Here is a 16,814-nt window from a genome sequence, read left to right on the forward strand (position 1 = left end):
GATTGTCGATGCCGTCACCCTCCAAACATCACGCATTGCTGGTTCAAGTTGCGGCATGCCTCGGTTTTGTCGTCGTTCTGGTCGACGTCAGTGTCGTCAACGTCGCGCTCGACACGTTGCGGACCGTGTTTGGCGCAGACGTCACGGACCTTCAATGGGTCGTCAATGCGTATGCGCTCGTCTTCGCGTCGTTGCTGCTGTTCGCGGGCGCGCTGGGCGACCGGCTTGGCGCAAAGCATGTGTTTATCGCGGGTTACGCGGTATTCACGCTGTCATCGATCGGCTGCGGCTTGACACGAACCATGCAGGCGTTGATCGAGTGGCGCCTCGTCCAAGGGGTAGGCGCGGCGCTGCTGGTGCCGAATTCGCTGGCCGTTCTGCGTCTGGCGTTTCAGGATACGACGGCGCGTAGCCGGGCGATTGGCTGGTGGGGCGCGGGCGGCGGTATCGCCTTGGCCGCGGGACCGCTTGTGGGCGGGCTGCTTGTCGCCGGGATCGGCTGGCGCAGCATTTTTCTGATCAATGTGCCCGTCGGCGTTGCAGGCATCTGGTTGACCTGGAGATTCGCGCCTGATACGAAAGCCCAGCGTGGCAGGAGCCTGGACCTTCCCGGGCAGCTCACCGGTGCGTTCGCGCTGGCGTTGCTCACGTTCGCATCGACCGAAGTCAGCGCGCTGGGCTGGACCAGTCCTATCGTTCTCGGCGCCTTCGCACTATGCATCGGGCTGAGTATCGTGTTCATTCGATTGGAAGCACGCAATCCGGCCGCGATGCTGCCGGCCGCATTGTGGCAGGACCGGACCGTCCGCAGCGCGACGGTTATCGGCATGATCGCGAATCTGGTCTTCTACGGCATCGTCTTCACGTTAAGCCTGCTCTTTCAGTCCGTCTGGCACATGACACCCGTGCGCTCCGGAGTCGCACTCTTGCCGATGATGGGTATTTTGATGCTGATGAACATCGTTGCCGGGCGACTGGCGAGTCGGTTCGGCGCGCAGGCGTTGGCGACGGTCGGCTTACTGATTTCCGCAGCCGGCTATCTCGCGATGTGGCCGGCAATCGCCGCAGAATCTTTCTGGCTGCTTGCAGTCCCGATGCTGCTCGCAGGAAGTGGCATCGCCCTGACGATTCCCACTATTACCGCTGCGACGCTCACCGCCGTGAGTAGTGCGCACTCGGGTGTTGCATCGGGATTGTTGAATGCGGCCCGTCAGGTCGGTGGCGTGATGGGCGTCGCGATATTCGGCTTCTTCGTTCGGCAGACAGCGTGGGTGCCGTTCATGCACGGGATGCAGCGGGCATTGGTCGTTTCGGTACTCCTGCTGGTGGTCGGCGCCGCAACGGCCTGGCGAAATTTGGACCACACGCCGGCTCTGGCACGAAGACAGAACGGCCATTCACCGTCCTGACGCTGACGATCGGGCGCCGGGAGGTCGCCGCACGAGTTGTGCCATGCCGGCCGACATGGCAGGATACCGCTTCGATCACGCGGGGCCGCGTGGTGCGTGACGGGAATAAAAAATGATGCTTTCGTGGCGATTGCGATGGTACGTGCTGACGACGGCGCGGGTGCTGCATCGGCACTGGCAGGCGCTATCCCTTGGTGTCCTGCTGTTGCTGCCTACCATGCCCGTGTTCGCACAGTCCCGCCTCCTGGGCGCGCCCGTACTCGCGCCTTTGGCCGCAGGGCACGGCTTCGAATGGCGGTTCGTCTGGGTGCATATGCTCGAAGCCATCGGCATGCTTTGGGTGCTGATCCAGCGTACGGCCATTAGCGGCGGCCCGTTCGCCGTCTTCGCCAAATCATTGCCTGTTTCGGATCGGCGTCAGCGTACGCTGGATGCAGCCGTCGTACTGATCGCCAGTACGCCGCTGCTGTTACCCGTCATTTCTGCGGCGATCGCGTTCGCTTACTTGCCGGATAAGGCCTCGAACTATCTGTACGTTATCGGTTTGATGACGATTACGCTTGGGTGGCAATTGGCCGCGTTGTCGCGCAATATCCGCAACGGAACTCCTTTGGTGGTCGCCAATTTCATTCTGATCGGCGCGCTGCAGACAGGTCATGCCGTGCGGACGACGCTGCTCGTAGCGTCGTTGATCATTGCAGCGTTCGCGTTGGTCCATACGCCTGCGGCATCGTCTTCGCATGCGAGGCGGTTCGGTATAACGTGGCGTCGAGTAGCCGGTCACATGTTCGTCGATGTGGCACGCCGGCTTCCGGCTTTCGTAAAACTTCAACTCGGTATTCTGGGGTGTCACTTCGCAGGGACCGTCAGCCGCTGCGTAGTCATGGGCACAGTCGCTGTTTCCACTTGTTACGTGGCTCGCCTGTGGGGTTTCGACACACGCGTCGTGCCCTTGACGCTGATCGCGCAGGCCGTGATCGCGCTGATCGCGGCGACGACCTATCGCGATTTGCGCGCGAGTCATGTTCGGGCGGCCCATTTTGTGCGATCGCTCCCACTGCGCGCCATTGTGCAGGTTCGTGCGGATGTACTGACGGTCGCCGCGATTGCACTGCCATTTGCGGCGGCCACACCACTGCTTCTGATAGCGCACGGAGTCCTGTCGGTACAGGTCGCCGTTGCCATCGTATTGGCAGGGGCGCCGCTGCTCGCACTGCTGCGTTTGCCACAACGCTATGCGCCGAGAGAATCCGTATTGTTCGGCGCAATACTCGCCGTGGTCTGGATCGTCGCCGCATGGCAAATCTTCGTCTGATTGACTTCACGATGCTTCGAATTGAAAACATCCGAAAACGTTATGGTGAACGCGTCATATTCCACGGACTGCATCACAGGTTCGGGGCGGGGTGTGTGGCGCTTTGTGATGAGAATGGCAGCGGCAAGTCGACCTTGCTTGGCATCCTGGCCGGGACCATCGATGCCGATGAAGGCGATGTCTGGATCAATGGTTATTCGCTACGTGAAGCGCCGCTCGAGGCAAAGTCCTCACTAGCGTACGTGCCCGACGATTGCATGGCGTATCCGTTCCAGACCGGGCGCGAGTTTCTCGAACTCGTCGCGTCGACCAAAAAGACGGTCGTCGACCACGTCACGCTCGATCTGGCGCATCGTTTCGGGTTGGCGCCACACCTGGAAAAGCGCTTTGAGCAGATGTCGCTCGGCACACGCAAGAAGATTTTCTTGAGTGCCATCACACTCGGGAAAGCCTCGGTCGTCATTGCGGACGAGCCCAGCAACGGGCTCGACGCCGCTGCACGCGGCGTCCTCATGGATATGTTCCGCACGCTGGCAAAAGATCGGGTGGTGTTCTTTTCGAGTCATGATCTCGAGTTCACCGAAGGCTGCGATGCGAGAACAATCAGTTTTGCCGATCTGGGCGCGGTGGGTACGGCGGGCATCTGACACACCGGTCACGCCGGTCGCAATGGTTTGGCAGCCCATGATGTTGATTCGCGTCCAATCCTGATTCGTGGGGCGAAATTCCTGGATCGGTTTATGCTGCGCCCCCGCCGGCCGATAAACGGTAACGCGTGCTGTCGACGATCGAGTCGCATCAACCCCAAAAAACGCGCGCGACCCCGAGGCTCGCGCGCAAACTCGCAGAAGGGTTGCCGCGGGGCGATTCAGTTACCGCTCGACGCGACGGTATTGGCTGCCCCGGCACAATCGCGCCGGTACTTCTGCATCAGGCGCGCCTGCGCCGAATCGATATCGTCGGGATAGCTGCTCTCGTCTCCGGACGACGGGTTGTAGCCGACGGACTCCAGCTCGTTCAGTTCGTTGACGAGCTGTCGGTGGGAGACCTGGCCGTTCGTGTGCACGAACGGATAGTCATGGCATTGCGCCGACGTGAGCTTCGTCTCGGCATACGCGGAGACGCTCAATGCGAGCATGGCGGCGCAGACGAGGTAACGGGCGGGATGATGCATCTTCGGCTCCTGGATAGCGTTGGGTCGAGGCCGTCCGGCAGGATGCCTGCGTCGGCCGCGGGACGAAGATTAGGCATAGCGGACTATCCAAACAGCAGCGCGATGATGAAACATGTTTTAGGAAAATCCGGATCGGGTCATGCACTGGCTGCTGACTGCATTGAAAGTTAAAGAATCCTTCATGCGCGTGTTCCCGGATGGTCAGGCGCCGCGGCGTATCGTCGAGCGATGGATCAATCGATGCCGCGCACGGCGCGGCGCGCTCTGGAGCAACGCAATGAAATCAACCGTCATGATGGCTGGACTGATCGCGCTGGCGTGTTCGTCGCTGCCGGCGTTCGCGAAGGTGCAGGGAACAGGGCTCGCGATCGCCGATGTGACGCTCGCGCACGTAAAAGCCGAACATCGAGATCGTGCGATCGATGCCGCACGGAATCTCGCCTCGCATCGCGCGGATAGATCGAGCACACAATCGCACCAGGGCTGATCTGCCCGATGTCCGAATCGATACGGTGAGCCGCTACGGCTACCCGGTGACGCTGCCGGACGCATGAACGCGCGGTTCCGGCCGCGCAATGAACATGACGGGCGCCTGCCGATGGCAGCGCGCCCGTCATGTTCGTTTACGCGCCGAAGAACGGCACGCAGAAGTCGGGCGGGCCGACACAATCGCCGGGGCCGTCGGGCCGCGCGGAGGCACAGCCGGACAACATGACGCCGGCCGCAATCGCGACGAGTGCGATACGGGCAGAACGAGCGAGCAACGGACGAAGCTTCATGGAGGGTGAGCAATTCGGTGGACGGGTGGCGGAGCGGATGGCGCGTGCGGTGTGAGCCGGGCACCACGCCCGGCCGCACGGTCGTGCGCATCAATGCGAATAAAGCGTGGAGTTCAGGTACTTGAGCTGCCCGTCCTGTTCGGCATGCACGAGCTCGGCATGGACCTCGGCGCGCGTCTTCTCGTGGATCGGCTGGCCGTAAGGCGGCACCCACTGGCCGGCAGCCTGGGTGCCGGGCGCGCCGTCCTTGGTGGCGGCCGGTGAGATCTGCATCGGCCGGCTGCCGGTCAGTGCAAACGCGGGAACGGACAGCGTGCCGATTGCGGCGAGCAGGGCAGTGGCGACGATGTTGGCAGTTTTCATGTCGGGAGTCCTCATGATGATTGAACGGGTTCATCCCCTGGCGCGGCGTGTCGGTGTCGCGCACGGGTTGAGGACAAGCATAGGGGGCGGACATTAGCGGATCGGCGTACGCAGCGTGAAAAGAAATTCATGCGCCGGCGTGCATTTGCGGCGACATGAAACCGGCATGTCGTGAAGCATTCCGAGCGGCCGGGCCGACGTAAAAAACGGCACCCGTCATCGCGACGGGTGCCTTGAAATGCGACACGCCTCGTCCATGTCGCAAGGGATTCAGTCCGTTGAACGGACCGGCGTCGCGGCCGGGGCTTGTGCACCGGATGCGGCTTCATCGGTCGACCATCCGCCGCCCAGCGCGGCGATCAACCCCACCGCCGCCAGTTGCCGGCGCGTGTCCAATTCCAGCATCGCGACTTTCGTATTGAGTTCGGTGGTCTGCGCCGTTACCACGTCGAGATAGCTGACGACGCCATCCCGGTAGCGCGACATCGACAGCTGCAACGTGCGTTCGGCCGCGTCGAGCGCTTCCTGTTCGCGATCGGCTTCGTCGCCGAGGTCGTGCGTGAGCGCGAGGTTGTCTTCTACCTGCTGGCACGCATTGAGCACCACCGCGCGGTATTTCGCGCCGTTCTCGGCGAGCTGCGCGCGTGCCTGGTCGGTGAGCGCCTGGCGCCGGCCGCCGTCGAACAGCGTCAGCGCGAGGCTGGGCCCGATCGACCAGATCTCGTTCGGTGCGCGGAGCCAGTGGCCGAGGCCCGAGCTTTGGTAGCCGCCGACCAGCCCGAGCGTGATGTCGGGGAAGAACGCCGCGCGCACCACGCCGATCTTCGCGTTGGCGGCGGCCATGCGCCGCTCGGCGGCCGCGACGTCGGGGCGCCGCTGCAGTAGCGTCGCGGGAAGGCCGGCCGGGATCGTCGGCAGATACGCGGCGCTCAGGTCCGGCGTCAGCGCGAACGACGATGCCGGTACGCCCGTGAGCGTCGCGATCGAATGCTCGTAGAGCGCGCGCCTCGCCCGTATATCCTCGGCCGACGCGCGGGCCGAATCGAGCTGGGTCTGCGCGCGCGACACGTCGAGATCGGACGCGATGCCGCCCGCGTGCCGGCTCATCGTCAGCCGCAGCGCGCGCTGATACGTGTCGATCGTGTCGGCGAGCAACTGTTGCTGCTGGTCGAGCCCGCGCAGGCTGAAGTACGCGTTGGCGAGGCTGGCCTGCAGGCTCAGCCGCACCGACGCGAGATCGTCGGCGCTGGCCTGTGCGTCGGCGCGCCCGGCCGCGACTTCGTTGCGGACTTTCCCCCACAGGTCGAGGTCGTAGTCGAAGCCGGCGTCGAGCGTGTTGGCGCCATAGACGTTCGGCTGATTCGAGCCGCGCAGCGGCCGCGCGGCCGATTGACGGTTGCTCGAAATCTGCGCGCCGAGGCCGATGGTCGGGAACAGCCCCGAGCGCGCCTGATCGAACAGCGCGGCGGCTTCGTCGTGGCGGGCCACGGCCGCGGCCACGTCGGGGTTGGCCGCGGCCACCCGTGCTTCGAGCCGGTCGAGCACGGGATCGCGGAACGCCTTCCACCAGCCGTCGCGCGCGATGCGGTCGGCCGGCTTCGCGGCCTGCCAGCCGCCCGCTTCCTTGAAGCTGGCCGGCAGCGCCGTCTGCGGCACGTGATAGGCGGGGGCGAACGAGCACGCGCTGAGGAACGCGACGCCGGCGAGCAGCGCGCAGAGCCGAAGCCGGTTAGCCATGCGCATGCTCCGTGGCGCGCGCGGCCGATGCGACGGTGCGGGCCGGCGCCGCGAGCCTGACCGGGTCGCCGTCGGCGAGCGAGTCGGGCGGGTTGTCGATCACGCGATCGTCCGGCGCGAGGCCGGTCGCGATCTGCACGTGCGTACCGAGGTCGGTCGCGATCGTCACGGGCTTGAATACCGCGCGATCGTCCTTGCCGACCACGGCGACCTGCAGGCCGGCTTGCCGGAAAATCAGCGAGCTGGCCGGAATCGTCAGCACGTGGGTGCTGCCGGCCGGCAGCGCGAAATGCACTTCGGTGTATTCGCCGGGAATCAGCTTGCCGTCGCGGTTGTCGACCATCAACTGCACGAGCAGCGTGCCGGTCGAATCGGCGATCGAGTCGTCGGTGTCCGTGAGCGTCGCCCGGAAGGTCTCGCCCGGATGCTCGGGCACGGTCAGCGTGGCCGTCATGCCGGGCCGGATCGCGGCGGCCTCGTTCTGCGGCACGCTCACGTAGACGCGCATCCGGTGGACGTCGGACACCGCAAACAGCTCGGGGCCTGCGCCGCCGCCGGCCGAGATCAACTGGCCGATGTCGGTCTTGCGCGCGGTGACGACGCCGTCGAACGGCGCGACGATGCGCTTGAACGCCTCCAGCGCGTCGAGGCGCCGCACGTTGGCTTCGTTGGCCGCGACGATCGCCTGCTTGGCCGCGAGGTCGCTGGTTTTCTCGTCGGTTTCCTGCTGCGACACCGAATCCTGCGCGAGCATCCGGGTCCAGCGCGCGGCCGTGGACGCGGCCAGCTTCTCGTTGGCGAGCGAGCTCTGCAGGTCGGCGCGCGCCTGCTGCAGTTGCTGGTCGAGCTCGGGCGTATCGATCAGCCCGAGCAGTTGCCCCGACTTCACGTGCGCGCCGATATCGGTGTACCACGCATGCAGGTAGCCCGACACCTGCGCATGGATCGGCGCGCTCTCGAATGCCGACAGATGGCCGGGCAGTACGAGCGTCGCGCCGTCGCCGCCGGTCGACGGCGTATATGCGACCACGGTCGGCACCGCTTGTTCGGCGGACCAGGCCGTCATCTCCTGTTTCGCGTGCGCGCGGCCGACGATGCCGGTCGCCACGATGCCGACCGCGATCAGCGCGGTGAGCGTGGCGACGAGCTTGAGGTTGGGCAGCCGTTTCGGCGACTTGATATCGATCTCAGTGGACATGGGAAGCTCCGGACGCGGAAGGGGAGGAAGCGCGGGACGCGTCGTGTTTGAGCGCGTCGCGCCGATGCACGAGGCTGAACACGACGGGAACGAAGAACAGCGTCGCGATCGTCGCGCACGCGAGGCCGCCGATCACGGCGCGGCCGAGCGGCGCGTTCTGCTCGCCGCCGTCGCCGAGGCCGAGCGCCATCGGCGCCATGCCGATGATCATCGCGAGCGCGGTCATCAGCACCGGGCGGAACCGCGTGAAACCGGCTTCGAGCGCGGAGGCCAGCGCGTTGCCGGTTTCGGCCAGGCGCTCGCGCGCGAAACTGACGACGAGGATCGCGTTCGCGGTGGCCACGCCCATGCACAGGATCGCGCCGGTCAGCGCCGGCACCGACAGCGGCGTATGCGTGGTGAACAGCATCCAGACGATGCCGGCCAGCGCGGCCGGCAGCGCCGAGACGATCACGAAAGCGTCGGCCCACGAGTGGAAGTTCACGACGATCAGCAGGTAGATCAGCACGATCGCGCCGACGAGGCCGAGCAGCAGGCCGGCGAACGCGCCGTTCATGGTCTGCACCTGGCCGCGCAGCGTGACGGTCGAGCCCTTGGGCAGATCCTTCGCGGTGGCCTTGACGATATCGTCGATGTCGGCCGCGACCGCGCCGAGGTCGCGGCCCTGGGTGGTCGCGTAGAGGTCGAACAGCGGTTCGATGTTGTAGTGCGACACCACTGCATTGCCGACGCCTCGCGTGATCGTGGCCAGGCCGCCGAGCAGCTGGGACTGGCCGTTCGCGCCGGTAACCGGCAGGTTCCGCAGCGCCGTCAGCGTGGTCATCCTGTACTGCGGCGTTTGCGCGACGATCGGATAGGACACGCCGTTGCGCGGGTTGAGCCAGTAGGTCGGGTCGACCTGGCTGGTGCCGGCCAGCGTCGCGACCACGGAGTTCGTCACGTCCTGCTCGGTGATGCCGAGCTGGTCGGCGCGCGTGCGGTCGACCGTCACCGTGAACTGCGGATAGGTGCTGGCCTGCTGGATGCGCGGATCGGCAACCCCGGCGATCAGGCGCAGCTTGCGGTACAGCTCGTGCGCATAAGCGAGATTGGCCTGCTGGTTCGGGCCGGCCACCTGCAGGTCGACCGGGGCCGGTGCGCCGAAGTTGAGGATCTGACTGACGATGTCGGCGGGCAGGAACGAGAACGTGGTGCCCGGATAGTCGCGCGGCAGGCGTTCGCGCAGCGTGTGCACGTAGCCGGCGGTCGGCGCGTGATCGCGCGACAGCGAGATCAGGATGTCGCCGTCCTGCGGCCCGAGCGTGCCGCTGTTGTTGTAGGTCAGGTTGATCCCGCTGTTCGGCAAGCCGATGTTGTCGATCACTTCGCGCAACTGCGCGGGCGGAATCACGCCGCGAATCGTGTTCTCGATACGGTCGAGTTCCGCGGCGGTTTCCTCGACGCGGGTGCCGACCGGCGCACGCACGTGCAGCGCGATCTCGCCGGAGTCGATGGTCGGGAAGAAATTGCGGCCGAGCGACGGCGCGAGCAGGAAGGACGCGGCCACGACGCAGAGGAAGGCGACGACGAACGGCTTGCGGCGCGTGAGCGCGAGGCCGAGCAGGATCCGGTACGACGCGCGCGCGGCTTCGAAGCGGCGCTCGAATGCACGCTGGAAGCGCACCAGCGGATTGCGCGAAGGCGGGACGTCGTGCGCGCCGGCATGGCCCGCGTGCGGATCCATGACCGCGGCCAGTTCGCCCGACGCGTGACCGGCCGATGCGTGCGGCTTGAGCAGGTATTGCGCGAGCATCGGCACGAAGGTGCGCGACAGCACGAACGACGACACCATCGAGAAGATCACCGCCTTGGCCATCGGCACGAACAGAAAGCGCGAGATGCCGTCGAGCATCAGCATCGGCACGAACACGATGCAGATGCACAGCAGCGACACGAGCGCGGGCATCACGATCTGTTTCGCGCCGTCGACGATCGCGGTGCGCGTGTCCTTGCCCTGTTCGAGGTGCCAGTTCACGTTCTCGATCGTCACCGTCGCATCGTCGACCAGGATCCCGACCGCGAGCGCGAGGCCGCCGAGCGTCATCACGTTCAGCGTTTCGCCGGTGGCCGCGAGCAGCGCGATCGCCGAGAGCACGGCCAGCGGGATCGATGCGGCGATGATCAGCGTCGAGCGCCACGAGCCGAGGAACAGCAGGATCATCAGCGAGGTCAGCGCGGCGGCGATGATGCCTTCGCGCGCCACGCCGCTGACGGCGCCCTTCACGAAGGTCGACTGGTCGCCCATCGTGACGAGTTTCAGACCCGGCGGCAGCGTCTGTTCGACCAGCGGCAGCTTCGCCTTCACGCCCGCGATGATGTCGAGCGTCGACGCCGAGCCGTTCTTCAGGATACTCATCAGCACCGCGCGGTGGCCGTCCACGCGCACGATGTTGCCCTGCGGCGGGTAGCCGTCGCGCACGTGCGCGACGTCGCGGATGGTGATCGTCGTGCCGTCGACCGATTTGATCGGCAGGTCGTTCAACGCGTCGAGCGACAGCGGGCTGTTGTTGAGCTTGATGTTGTATTCGAAGCGGCCGATCTTCTGCGTGCCGGCCGGGATGATCTGGTTCTGCTGCGCGAGCGCGTGCGCGACATCCTGCGCCGACAGCCCTTTCGACTGCAGCGCCTGCGGGTCGAGGTCGATCTGCACCTCACGCGCCTTGCCGCCGTACGGCGTCGGAATCGCGACGCCGGGCACCGACAGCAACTGCGGTCGAATGAAGTTGACCGCGTAATCCTCCAGTTTCTGCTCGTCGAGCGTGTGGCTGGTCAGCGCGATCTGCAGCACGGGCACGGTCGACGCGTTGTAGTTGAGGATCTGCGGCGGCGTGGTGCCGGGCGGCATCTGCTTGAGCACGGTCTGCGAGATCGACGTGACCTGCGCGGTCGCCGTGCGGATATCGACGGTCGGCTGGAAGAAGATCTTCACGATGCCGTAGCCGCGGAACGATTGCGACTCGATATGCTGAACGTCGTTGACCGTCGTGCCGAGCGTGCGCTCGTAGTACGTGATCACGCGTCCGGACATGTCGTCCGGCTGCAGGCCGGCGTAGTTCCAGACGACGCTGATCACCGGAATGCGGATGTCCGGGAAGATGTCGATGGGCGTTCGGACCGCCGCGAGCGGGCCCGCGATCAGGATCAGCAGCGCCAGTACGACGAACGTATAGGGCCGGGCGAGCGCGAGCCGGACAATTTTCAGCATGAGGTGCTGCTCCGTTCAATATCGTCGTGAAGATGAGCCGGACGTGCGCGTCTTCGGAACCTGCCGACGCGCATCCGGTGACCGCATTCTGCGGAGCGGCCCCTAACAGCCGGTCGTAAAAAAGATGAAACAAGTTTTAAGGAGCGGGCGGACTCAGCCGGGTAGGCAGCCCGAGCGGCGGAGCGGGCGGATCAGCGGTGCCGCGCCTGGCTGGTTGACCTTCTTGCGCACGCGGCCGCGATCCGGCGGAATCAGGCAGCGGCAAGCTGCACGGTGGTGCGATCGAGCGCGCGATAGTGGTCGACCACGTAGTCGATGAAGCTGCGCACTTTCGTGGACAGATAGTTGCGGCTAGGGTAGAGGATCGATATGCGGCGCGGGCCGCCGTTCACTTCGTAGCGTTCGAGAATCGGCACCAACGCGCCGCGCGCGAGATCGTCGGCAACGAGCGGATGCGGCAATTGCGCGATGCCCATGTGATCGAGCGCCGCGATCCGCACCGTCATGTTGCTGGTCGACGCCAGCGCATTGCCGGTATAGATGCGGCAGCAACCGTCGGCAGCCGAAAACTCCCAGTTGCGCGCGCCGCCGTTCGACACGGTCAGCAGGCTGTGCGCATTCAGTTCGACCGGCTCGACGGGCGTGCCGTGGCGCGCGAGGTAGTCGGGCGACGCGACGACCACGTCGCGCACGCTCGTCAAGGTCCGCGACACGAAGGTCGAGTTGACGAGGCGGTGATCGTCACAGAAGCACACGTCGTAGCCGCCTTCCACCATGTCGACCTGGGTATCGAAGGTCGTCACGTCGAATCGCACGCGCGGATGCGCGAGGCGATACGTCGACAGCAGCGCGCACAGCCCGGCCGCGACCGAGGTTGCCGACGCGGCGATGCGCAGCGTGCCGTGCGGATCGCGATTGACCTGCGCGAGGTTCGATTCGATCTCGTCGAGCTTGTCGATGATCGTGCGGCAGCCGTCGAGATATTCGCGGCCCGTCTCGGTGAGCGACAGGCTGCGCGTGGTCCGGTTCAGCAGACGCATGTTCAGATGGGCCTCGAGCATGCCGACGCTGCGCGTGACCGCGGCGGCCGACATGCCGAGCTGACGTGCGGCGAGACTGAAGCTCGACAACTCGACCACACGCGTGAAGACACGCATCGCTTGCAGTTGGTTCATGATCGGCGAGGAATGGATTTGCCGGAAATACGGGGCGGCGACGTCCGCTTTCAGCGGGCTACGTCGGCGCATCGCGCTGCACCTGCCGGGGCGGGCAGTGCATCAATTGTGGAATGCGCGCGGGCGGCGGATGCTGAAAAAACAGCGCTGGCTGGATGAAATTTCGTTTAGAAAGCGACGAAGCCCGACAGACGATGGCGCGACGCGCTTTACAAAGACTTTCTAAAAAAAGATTCATGTGCAGATCACGAATCTTCAGGCGGCCGACGTGTACCGAAGTCGACAATAGGATCACGTAACCGCGGCAAGGACGACGAAGATGGCACAACCGTTGAACATCAAGATGATCGAGGAGCGCGGCAAGCTCGTGGTGCTGATGTCGATCGAACGGGGCTCGGCCGTGCTCGATCCGGAAGACGTGGATGCGGTCATCCAGTACTTGAGCTTGCTGCGCGCGTCGATGCAGCCCGCCGTGCCGGAACGTCCTCCGCACGCGCAGCCCTTCGTGACGGAGATGAATCCCGGCTGGTATGTCGAGCGCCATCGGGTGCAGGGCGGGGTGGTGCTGTTACTGCGTCATAGCGGGCTCGGTTGGGCAAGCTTTGCACTCCCGCCGCACAGCGTTGAACGGTTGCACGGTTCGCTGACGCAACTGCTCGAGGACGAGCGGCAGGCGATCAGCCTGCCTCACTGAAGCTGCGTCGTCGCTACGGAGCGGTTCGGTAGCCGCCGGTGCGTGAACGGCTGCCTGTTTGGCGCAGGCTGCACCGCGTGCTATCCGCGCCCGACGAACGGCATCGCGGTCGCCATGATCGTCATGTTGAGGATGTTGGTGTCGAGCGGCAGGTTCGCCATCTGGACGATCGCGTTCGCGACATGCGCGACGTCCATCCGCGGCTCGGGCGCGAGGCTGCCGTCCGCTTGCGGGACGCCTTGCGTCATCCGTTCCGTGAGCGATGTCGCTGCGTTGCCGATGTCGATCTGCCCGCACGCGATATTGTGCCGGCGGCCGTCCAGCGCCAGCGACTTCGTGATCCCGGTCACCGCGTGCTTGGTGGCCGTGTACGCGATCGTATCGGGGCGCGGCGCGTGCGCCGAGATCGAGCCGTTGTTGATGATTCGGCCGCCCTGCGGCGTCTGCGTTTTCATCAGTCGCCACGCGGCGCGCGCACACAGAAAGACGCCGGTCAGGTTCGTCGCGACGACGCTGTTCCACACGTCGAGTTCGTATTCGTCGAGGGACATGACCGGGGCGTTGCGGCCGGCATTGTTGAACAGGACATCGAGCCGGCCGAACCGTTGCGCGATCTGCGCGAACGCGTGGTCGACCGAGGCTTCGTCGGTGACGTCGACGGGAAACACTTCGGCGTCGCTGCCCGCGGCGCGGATGGCATCCTGAGTTTCGCGTAACGACGCCTCCGTGCGCCCGAGCAGCGCGACGGTGAAGCCGGCCTGGGCGAGCGCGAGGGCCGCGGCGCGACCGATGCCGGAGCCGGCGCCCGTGACGGCGGCGAATTTCTTCGAGACAGACATGGCGTGATTTCCTGCGGGTTGAGTGACGGGGGACGCGGGCGATGGTCGATGTCGTCGCCACTTTGGCAATGTAGTCGAAATGCGCGACGTGCCTGTTGATGCGGAGCCGCGAAGCGCGATTGACCGCGCGACACGCTGTCGCGATCGGTCGACTATACCGCCGTGGCGTTTGGCGCGCCCGGCAGTAAATCGATCCGGCTTCGCGTCAGGCATTGCGGCCAGGTCGCCGCCACGCCGTTGTGCGCGACGATGATGAAGTTCGTGAATGCGCGATCGGAGACAAGCATCTGCCCTTTGCCGATGTGTTCGTCGATAAAAGCGATCGCGGGCTCGATCGGCAGAAAATCGCCGATCTTGCGACGAACGTGGATCACGACGTCCGCGGAACCGATCGTCGACAGCATCTTCCAGAGAAGGTCGCGATCGACGCTGCCAGTCGACAGCAGATGGATCCATTCGCATTTGACCAGATCCACGTCGGGACGATGTTTGAGATAGAGCGCATGCACGCGTCTGGGATTCATCGACTCGGTGCTCCGTGACAGGCGATCGCCATGATCATTTCCGCCGGGCGGCTGCGGCCTTTCGCGTTCGCGCACCGGTTTCCGCAAACAACTCGACCACCACATCGCGCAGCCACCGGTTCCCTTCGTCCTGATTGACCCGCGTGTGCCACAGCATATGGATCGGCGCGCCGGGCAGCGGGACGGGCAGCGCACGCCAGCCCAGCGAGAACGGCGCGGCGAGCTGGAGCGCGAGATGCTCGGGCACCGTCGCGATCAGGTCGGTGCGCTGCAGGATGTAGCCCACGCTCATGAAATGCGGCACCGTCAGCCGCACCTGGCGCTTCACGCGGCGCCGCGTCAGCCATTCGTCCACTTGCCCGTGCCCGGTGCCGGCCGACACCACGACCAGATGTTCGGCGTCGCGCCACGCGTCGACCGTCAGCGGCGCCTCCTCCAGCGGGTGCCCGCGCCGGAACAGGCAGACATAGCGCTGATCGAACAGCCGGCGCTGGTAGAACCCGCCCTTCAGTTGCGGCAGCAGGCCGATCGCGAGATCGACGCGACCGTCGGCCATTTCGTCGCCGAGGTTGACGCTCGTATTGCGCACGGTGTTCAGCGCGATGCCCGGCGCCGCGTGCGACAGGTGTTCGAGCAGCGCGGGCAGGAACACGACTTCGCCGATATCGGTCATGCCGATCGTCAGCGTGCGCGTCGCGCGCAGCGGATCGAAGCCGGTGTCGGGGTTCAGCGCGGCGTGCAGCGTCGCGAGCGCATGCGACACGGGTTCCGCGAGACGCAGCGCGAACGGCGTCGGCACGACGCCGCCGGGCCCGCGCACGAACAGCGGATCGCCGAGCCGGCGGCGCAGCTTGGCGAGCGCGTTGCTGACGCCCGGCTGGCTCATGTTCATCTGCTCGGCGACGCTCGACACGCGCCGTTCCTGCATCAGCCGCTGGAAAAGCAGCAGCAGGTTGAGGTCGATATCGCTCAGTTCCATCGGTTTTGCGCGGTCCGGTTCATTGCATTCAGTGATGAAGCAGATTCATTTCATTTTATTGCAGGATAAAAGTCCACTCCTGAAAATACCGATACGGCGCATGCATTCGACATGACCGCCGCGCCAGTCGCACACCTCACATACGCATATCGGAGACACCTTCATCATGCAGACGAACCTGAAAATTGCGATCGTCGGCGCCGGCATCGGCGGCCTGACCCTCGCGCTCGCATTGCGCGAGCACGGCATCGACGCGCAACTCTACGAGCAGACCGCTGAATTGCGCGAAGTGGGCGCGGCGGTCGCGCTGTCGGCCAATGCGACGCGCTTCTACGAACGCATGGGCTTGCGCGCGGCCTTCGATGCGGTGTGCGCGGACATCCCGGGGCTCGTCTATCGCGACGGGCGCAGCGGCGCGGTGATCGGCCATCATCGCGGCGAACCCGACTACCGCCGGCAATTCGGCGGCGCGTACTGGGGCGTGCATCGCGCGGATCTGCAGGCCGTGCTGTCGCGGGCGGTCGGGCTTGACTGCATCCATCTCGGCCATCGTCTGGCCGACCTCGCGCAGCGCCCCGATCGCGTGACGCTGTCGTTCGACAACGGCACGCAGGTCGACGCCGATCTCGTGATCGGCGCGGACGGCGCGCGTTCGATCACGCGACGCTGGATGCTCGGCTACGACGATGCGCTGTATTCGGGCTGTTCGGGCTTTCGCGGCGTGGTGCCGGCCGCGCGCATGGACCTGCTGCCCGATCCCGACACGATCCAGTTCTGGGTCGGGCCGCACGGGCATCTGCTGCACTATCCGATCGGCGACGACGGCGACCAGAATTTCCTGCTGGTCGAGCGGCATCCGTCACCGTGGCCGTCGCGCGACTGGGTCATGCCGGCCGAGGAAGGCGAGCAACTGCGCGCGTTCGGGAACTGGCATCCTGCCGTGGTGCAGATGATCACGGCCGTGCCGATCAGTCAGCGCTGGGGGCTGTTCCACCGTCCGCCGCTCGGCCGCTGGAGCCGCGGGCGCGTGACGTTGATCGGCGATGCCGCGCACGCGCTGGTGCCGCACCATGGGCAGGGCGCGAATCAGTCGATCGAGGATGCGGTGGTATTGGCCGCGCAATTGGCGAAGGCCGGCCCGGGCAATTGGCGCGAAGCGCAGGAAGCCTACGAGCGGCTGCGTCGCGGCCGGACGCGCAAGGTGCAGTACGCGTCGATCTTGGCGGCCGACGTGCTGCATCTTCCCGACGGGCCGGCCGCGCAGGCGCGCAACGCGCGTCTGGCCGAGCGCGACGGCGTGCTGCATCACCTGGACTGGATTCACGATTTCGATGCGCTCAACGAGGAGCCGAGCGAGCGGCAGGGCGGGACGTGGCTTTGAGCG

General features: G+C 65.5%; 16 protein-coding genes. 7 read left to right on the forward strand and 9 right to left on the reverse strand.

Annotated features, from left to right (window positions below):
• Positions 1–8: 8 nt before the first annotated feature.
• The 3 genes from HWX14_RS11385 (at position 9) to HWX14_RS11395 (ending at position 3,371) form a co-directional block, all read left to right on the forward strand.
• Positions 9–1,409 (forward strand): MFS transporter, encoded by a 1,401-nt coding sequence (locus tag HWX14_RS11385; RefSeq protein ID WP_175882807.1) that lies wholly within the window; start codon positions 9–11, stop codon positions 1,407–1,409.
• Positions 1,410–1,521: 112 nt separating this feature from the next.
• Positions 1,522–2,724, forward strand: coding sequence for a hypothetical protein (locus tag HWX14_RS11390; RefSeq protein WP_175882808.1), 1,203 nt, complete (start codon positions 1,522–1,524; stop codon positions 2,722–2,724).
• Between the two features lie 11 nt (positions 2,725–2,735).
• The gene (locus HWX14_RS11395; RefSeq protein WP_175883558.1) at positions 2,736–3,371 is read left to right on the forward strand and encodes an ABC transporter ATP-binding protein; all 636 of its coding nucleotides are present in this window, start codon (positions 2,736–2,738) and stop codon (positions 3,369–3,371) included.
• A 221-nt stretch (positions 3,372–3,592) separates the two neighbouring features.
• Here HWX14_RS11395 and HWX14_RS11400 read toward each other — a convergent pair whose 3' ends face one another.
• A complete protein-coding gene (locus HWX14_RS11400; protein WP_175882809.1) occupies positions 3,593–3,898 on the reverse strand; it encodes a DUF4148 domain-containing protein in 306 nt (101 codons plus the stop codon).
• Between the two features lie 139 nt (positions 3,899–4,037).
• On the opposite strand from HWX14_RS11400, the gene HWX14_RS36425 reads away from it, so the two are divergent.
• Positions 4,038–4,385 carry a hypothetical protein gene (locus HWX14_RS36425; RefSeq protein WP_244130204.1) on the forward strand — a complete coding sequence of 116 codons (348 nt, stop codon included), beginning with the start codon at positions 4,038–4,040 and terminating at the stop codon, positions 4,383–4,385.
• Between the two features lie 382 nt (positions 4,386–4,767).
• On the opposite strand, the gene HWX14_RS11410 is transcribed toward HWX14_RS36425, so the two are convergent.
• From HWX14_RS11410 to HWX14_RS11430, 5 genes are all read right to left on the reverse strand, one after another.
• Positions 4,768–5,040, reverse strand: coding sequence for a DUF4148 domain-containing protein (locus tag HWX14_RS11410; protein WP_175882810.1), 273 nt, complete (start codon positions 5,038–5,040; stop codon positions 4,768–4,770).
• A 270-nt stretch (positions 5,041–5,310) separates the two neighbouring features.
• Positions 5,311–6,777: an efflux transporter outer membrane subunit gene (locus HWX14_RS11415; protein ID WP_175882811.1), complete on the reverse strand. Its 1,467-nt coding sequence runs from the start codon at positions 6,775–6,777 to the stop codon at positions 5,311–5,313.
• On the reverse strand, positions 6,770–7,975 hold the full coding sequence (locus HWX14_RS11420) for an efflux RND transporter periplasmic adaptor subunit (protein ID WP_175882812.1): 1,206 nt from the start codon (positions 7,973–7,975) through the stop codon (positions 6,770–6,772). Before HWX14_RS11420 ends, HWX14_RS11415 begins: the two co-directional genes overlap by 8 nt.
• The gene (locus tag HWX14_RS11425; protein WP_175882813.1) at positions 7,965–11,219 is read right to left on the reverse strand and encodes an efflux RND transporter permease subunit; all 3,255 of its coding nucleotides are present in this window, start codon (positions 11,217–11,219) and stop codon (positions 7,965–7,967) included. Before HWX14_RS11425 ends, HWX14_RS11420 begins: the two co-directional genes overlap by 11 nt.
• A gap of 251 nt (positions 11,220–11,470) precedes the next feature.
• Positions 11,471–12,394, reverse strand: a complete 924-nt coding sequence (locus HWX14_RS11430; RefSeq protein WP_175882814.1) for a LysR family transcriptional regulator — start codon at positions 12,392–12,394, stop codon at positions 11,471–11,473.
• On the opposite strand from HWX14_RS11430, the gene HWX14_RS11435 reads away from it, so the two are divergent.
• A complete protein-coding gene (locus tag HWX14_RS11435) occupies positions 12,393–12,620 on the forward strand; it encodes a hypothetical protein (RefSeq protein ID WP_175882815.1) in 228 nt (75 codons plus the stop codon). The two genes, HWX14_RS11430 and HWX14_RS11435, sit on opposite strands and share 2 nt — an antisense overlap.
• 93 nt (positions 12,621–12,713) lie before the next feature.
• Entirely contained in the window at positions 12,714–13,088 is a 375-nt protein-coding gene (locus HWX14_RS11440) for a hypothetical protein (protein WP_175882816.1), read from the forward strand.
• A gap of 80 nt (positions 13,089–13,168) precedes the next feature.
• Here the strand turns inward: HWX14_RS11440 and HWX14_RS11445 are convergent, their stop codons facing one another.
• The 3 genes from HWX14_RS11445 to HWX14_RS11455 form a co-directional block, all read right to left on the reverse strand.
• Entirely contained in the window at positions 13,169–13,927 is a 759-nt protein-coding gene (locus HWX14_RS11445; RefSeq protein WP_175883560.1) for an SDR family oxidoreductase, read from the reverse strand.
• Positions 13,928–14,079: 152 nt separating this feature from the next.
• A complete protein-coding gene (locus tag HWX14_RS11450) occupies positions 14,080–14,526 on the reverse strand; it encodes a hypothetical protein (protein ID WP_175882817.1) in 447 nt (148 codons plus the stop codon).
• The gene (locus HWX14_RS11455; RefSeq protein ID WP_175882818.1) at positions 14,486–15,430 is read right to left on the reverse strand and encodes a LysR family transcriptional regulator; all 945 of its coding nucleotides are present in this window, start codon (positions 15,428–15,430) and stop codon (positions 14,486–14,488) included. Before HWX14_RS11455 ends, HWX14_RS11450 begins: the two co-directional genes overlap by 41 nt.
• Before the next feature lie 166 nt (positions 15,431–15,596).
• Between HWX14_RS11455 and HWX14_RS11460 the strand changes: the two genes are divergently transcribed.
• Positions 15,597–16,811: an FAD-dependent monooxygenase gene (locus tag HWX14_RS11460; protein WP_175882819.1), complete on the forward strand. Its 1,215-nt coding sequence runs from the start codon at positions 15,597–15,599 to the stop codon at positions 16,809–16,811.
• The last annotated feature ends 3 nt before the right edge of the window (positions 16,812–16,814 follow it).

The sequence above is a fragment of the Burkholderia sp. BCC0044 genome (genome assembly GCF_902832955.1).
Lineage (GTDB): Bacteria > Pseudomonadota > Gammaproteobacteria > Burkholderiales > Burkholderiaceae > Burkholderia.

Excerpts from the sequence above, each read along its gene's own strand:
- HWX14_RS11385 (WP_175882807.1), top strand. The coding sequence starts at position 9 with ATGCCGTCACCCTCCAAACATCACGCATTGCTGGTTCAAGTTGCGGCA.
- HWX14_RS11390 (WP_175882808.1), top strand. The coding sequence starts at position 1,522 with ATGATGCTTTCGTGGCGATTGCGATGGTACGTGCTGACGACGGCGCGG.
- HWX14_RS11395 (WP_175883558.1), top strand. The coding sequence starts at position 2,736 with ATGCTTCGAATTGAAAACATCCGAAAACGTTATGGTGAACGCGTCATA.
- HWX14_RS11400 (WP_175882809.1), bottom strand. The coding sequence starts at position 3,898 with ATGCATCATCCCGCCCGTTACCTCGTCTGCGCCGCCATGCTCGCATTG.
- HWX14_RS36425 (WP_244130204.1), top strand. The coding sequence starts at position 4,038 with ATGCACTGGCTGCTGACTGCATTGAAAGTTAAAGAATCCTTCATGCGC.
- HWX14_RS11410 (WP_175882810.1), bottom strand. The coding sequence starts at position 5,040 with ATGAAAACTGCCAACATCGTCGCCACTGCCCTGCTCGCCGCAATCGGC.
- HWX14_RS11415 (WP_175882811.1), bottom strand. The coding sequence starts at position 6,777 with ATGGCTAACCGGCTTCGGCTCTGCGCGCTGCTCGCCGGCGTCGCGTTC.
- HWX14_RS11420 (WP_175882812.1), bottom strand. The coding sequence starts at position 7,975 with ATGTCCACTGAGATCGATATCAAGTCGCCGAAACGGCTGCCCAACCTC.
- HWX14_RS11425 (WP_175882813.1), bottom strand. The coding sequence starts at position 11,219 with ATGCTGAAAATTGTCCGGCTCGCGCTCGCCCGGCCCTATACGTTCGTC.
- HWX14_RS11435 (WP_175882815.1), top strand. The coding sequence starts at position 12,393 with ATGATCGGCGAGGAATGGATTTGCCGGAAATACGGGGCGGCGACGTCC.
- HWX14_RS11430 (WP_175882814.1), bottom strand. The coding sequence starts at position 12,394 with ATGAACCAACTGCAAGCGATGCGTGTCTTCACGCGTGTGGTCGAGTTG.
- HWX14_RS11440 (WP_175882816.1), top strand. The coding sequence starts at position 12,714 with ATGGCACAACCGTTGAACATCAAGATGATCGAGGAGCGCGGCAAGCTC.
- HWX14_RS11445 (WP_175883560.1), bottom strand. The coding sequence starts at position 13,927 with ATGTCTGTCTCGAAGAAATTCGCCGCCGTCACGGGCGCCGGCTCCGGC.
- HWX14_RS11455 (WP_175882818.1), bottom strand. The coding sequence starts at position 15,430 with ATGGAACTGAGCGATATCGACCTCAACCTGCTGCTGCTTTTCCAGCGG.
- HWX14_RS11460 (WP_175882819.1), top strand. The coding sequence starts at position 15,597 with ATGCAGACGAACCTGAAAATTGCGATCGTCGGCGCCGGCATCGGCGGC.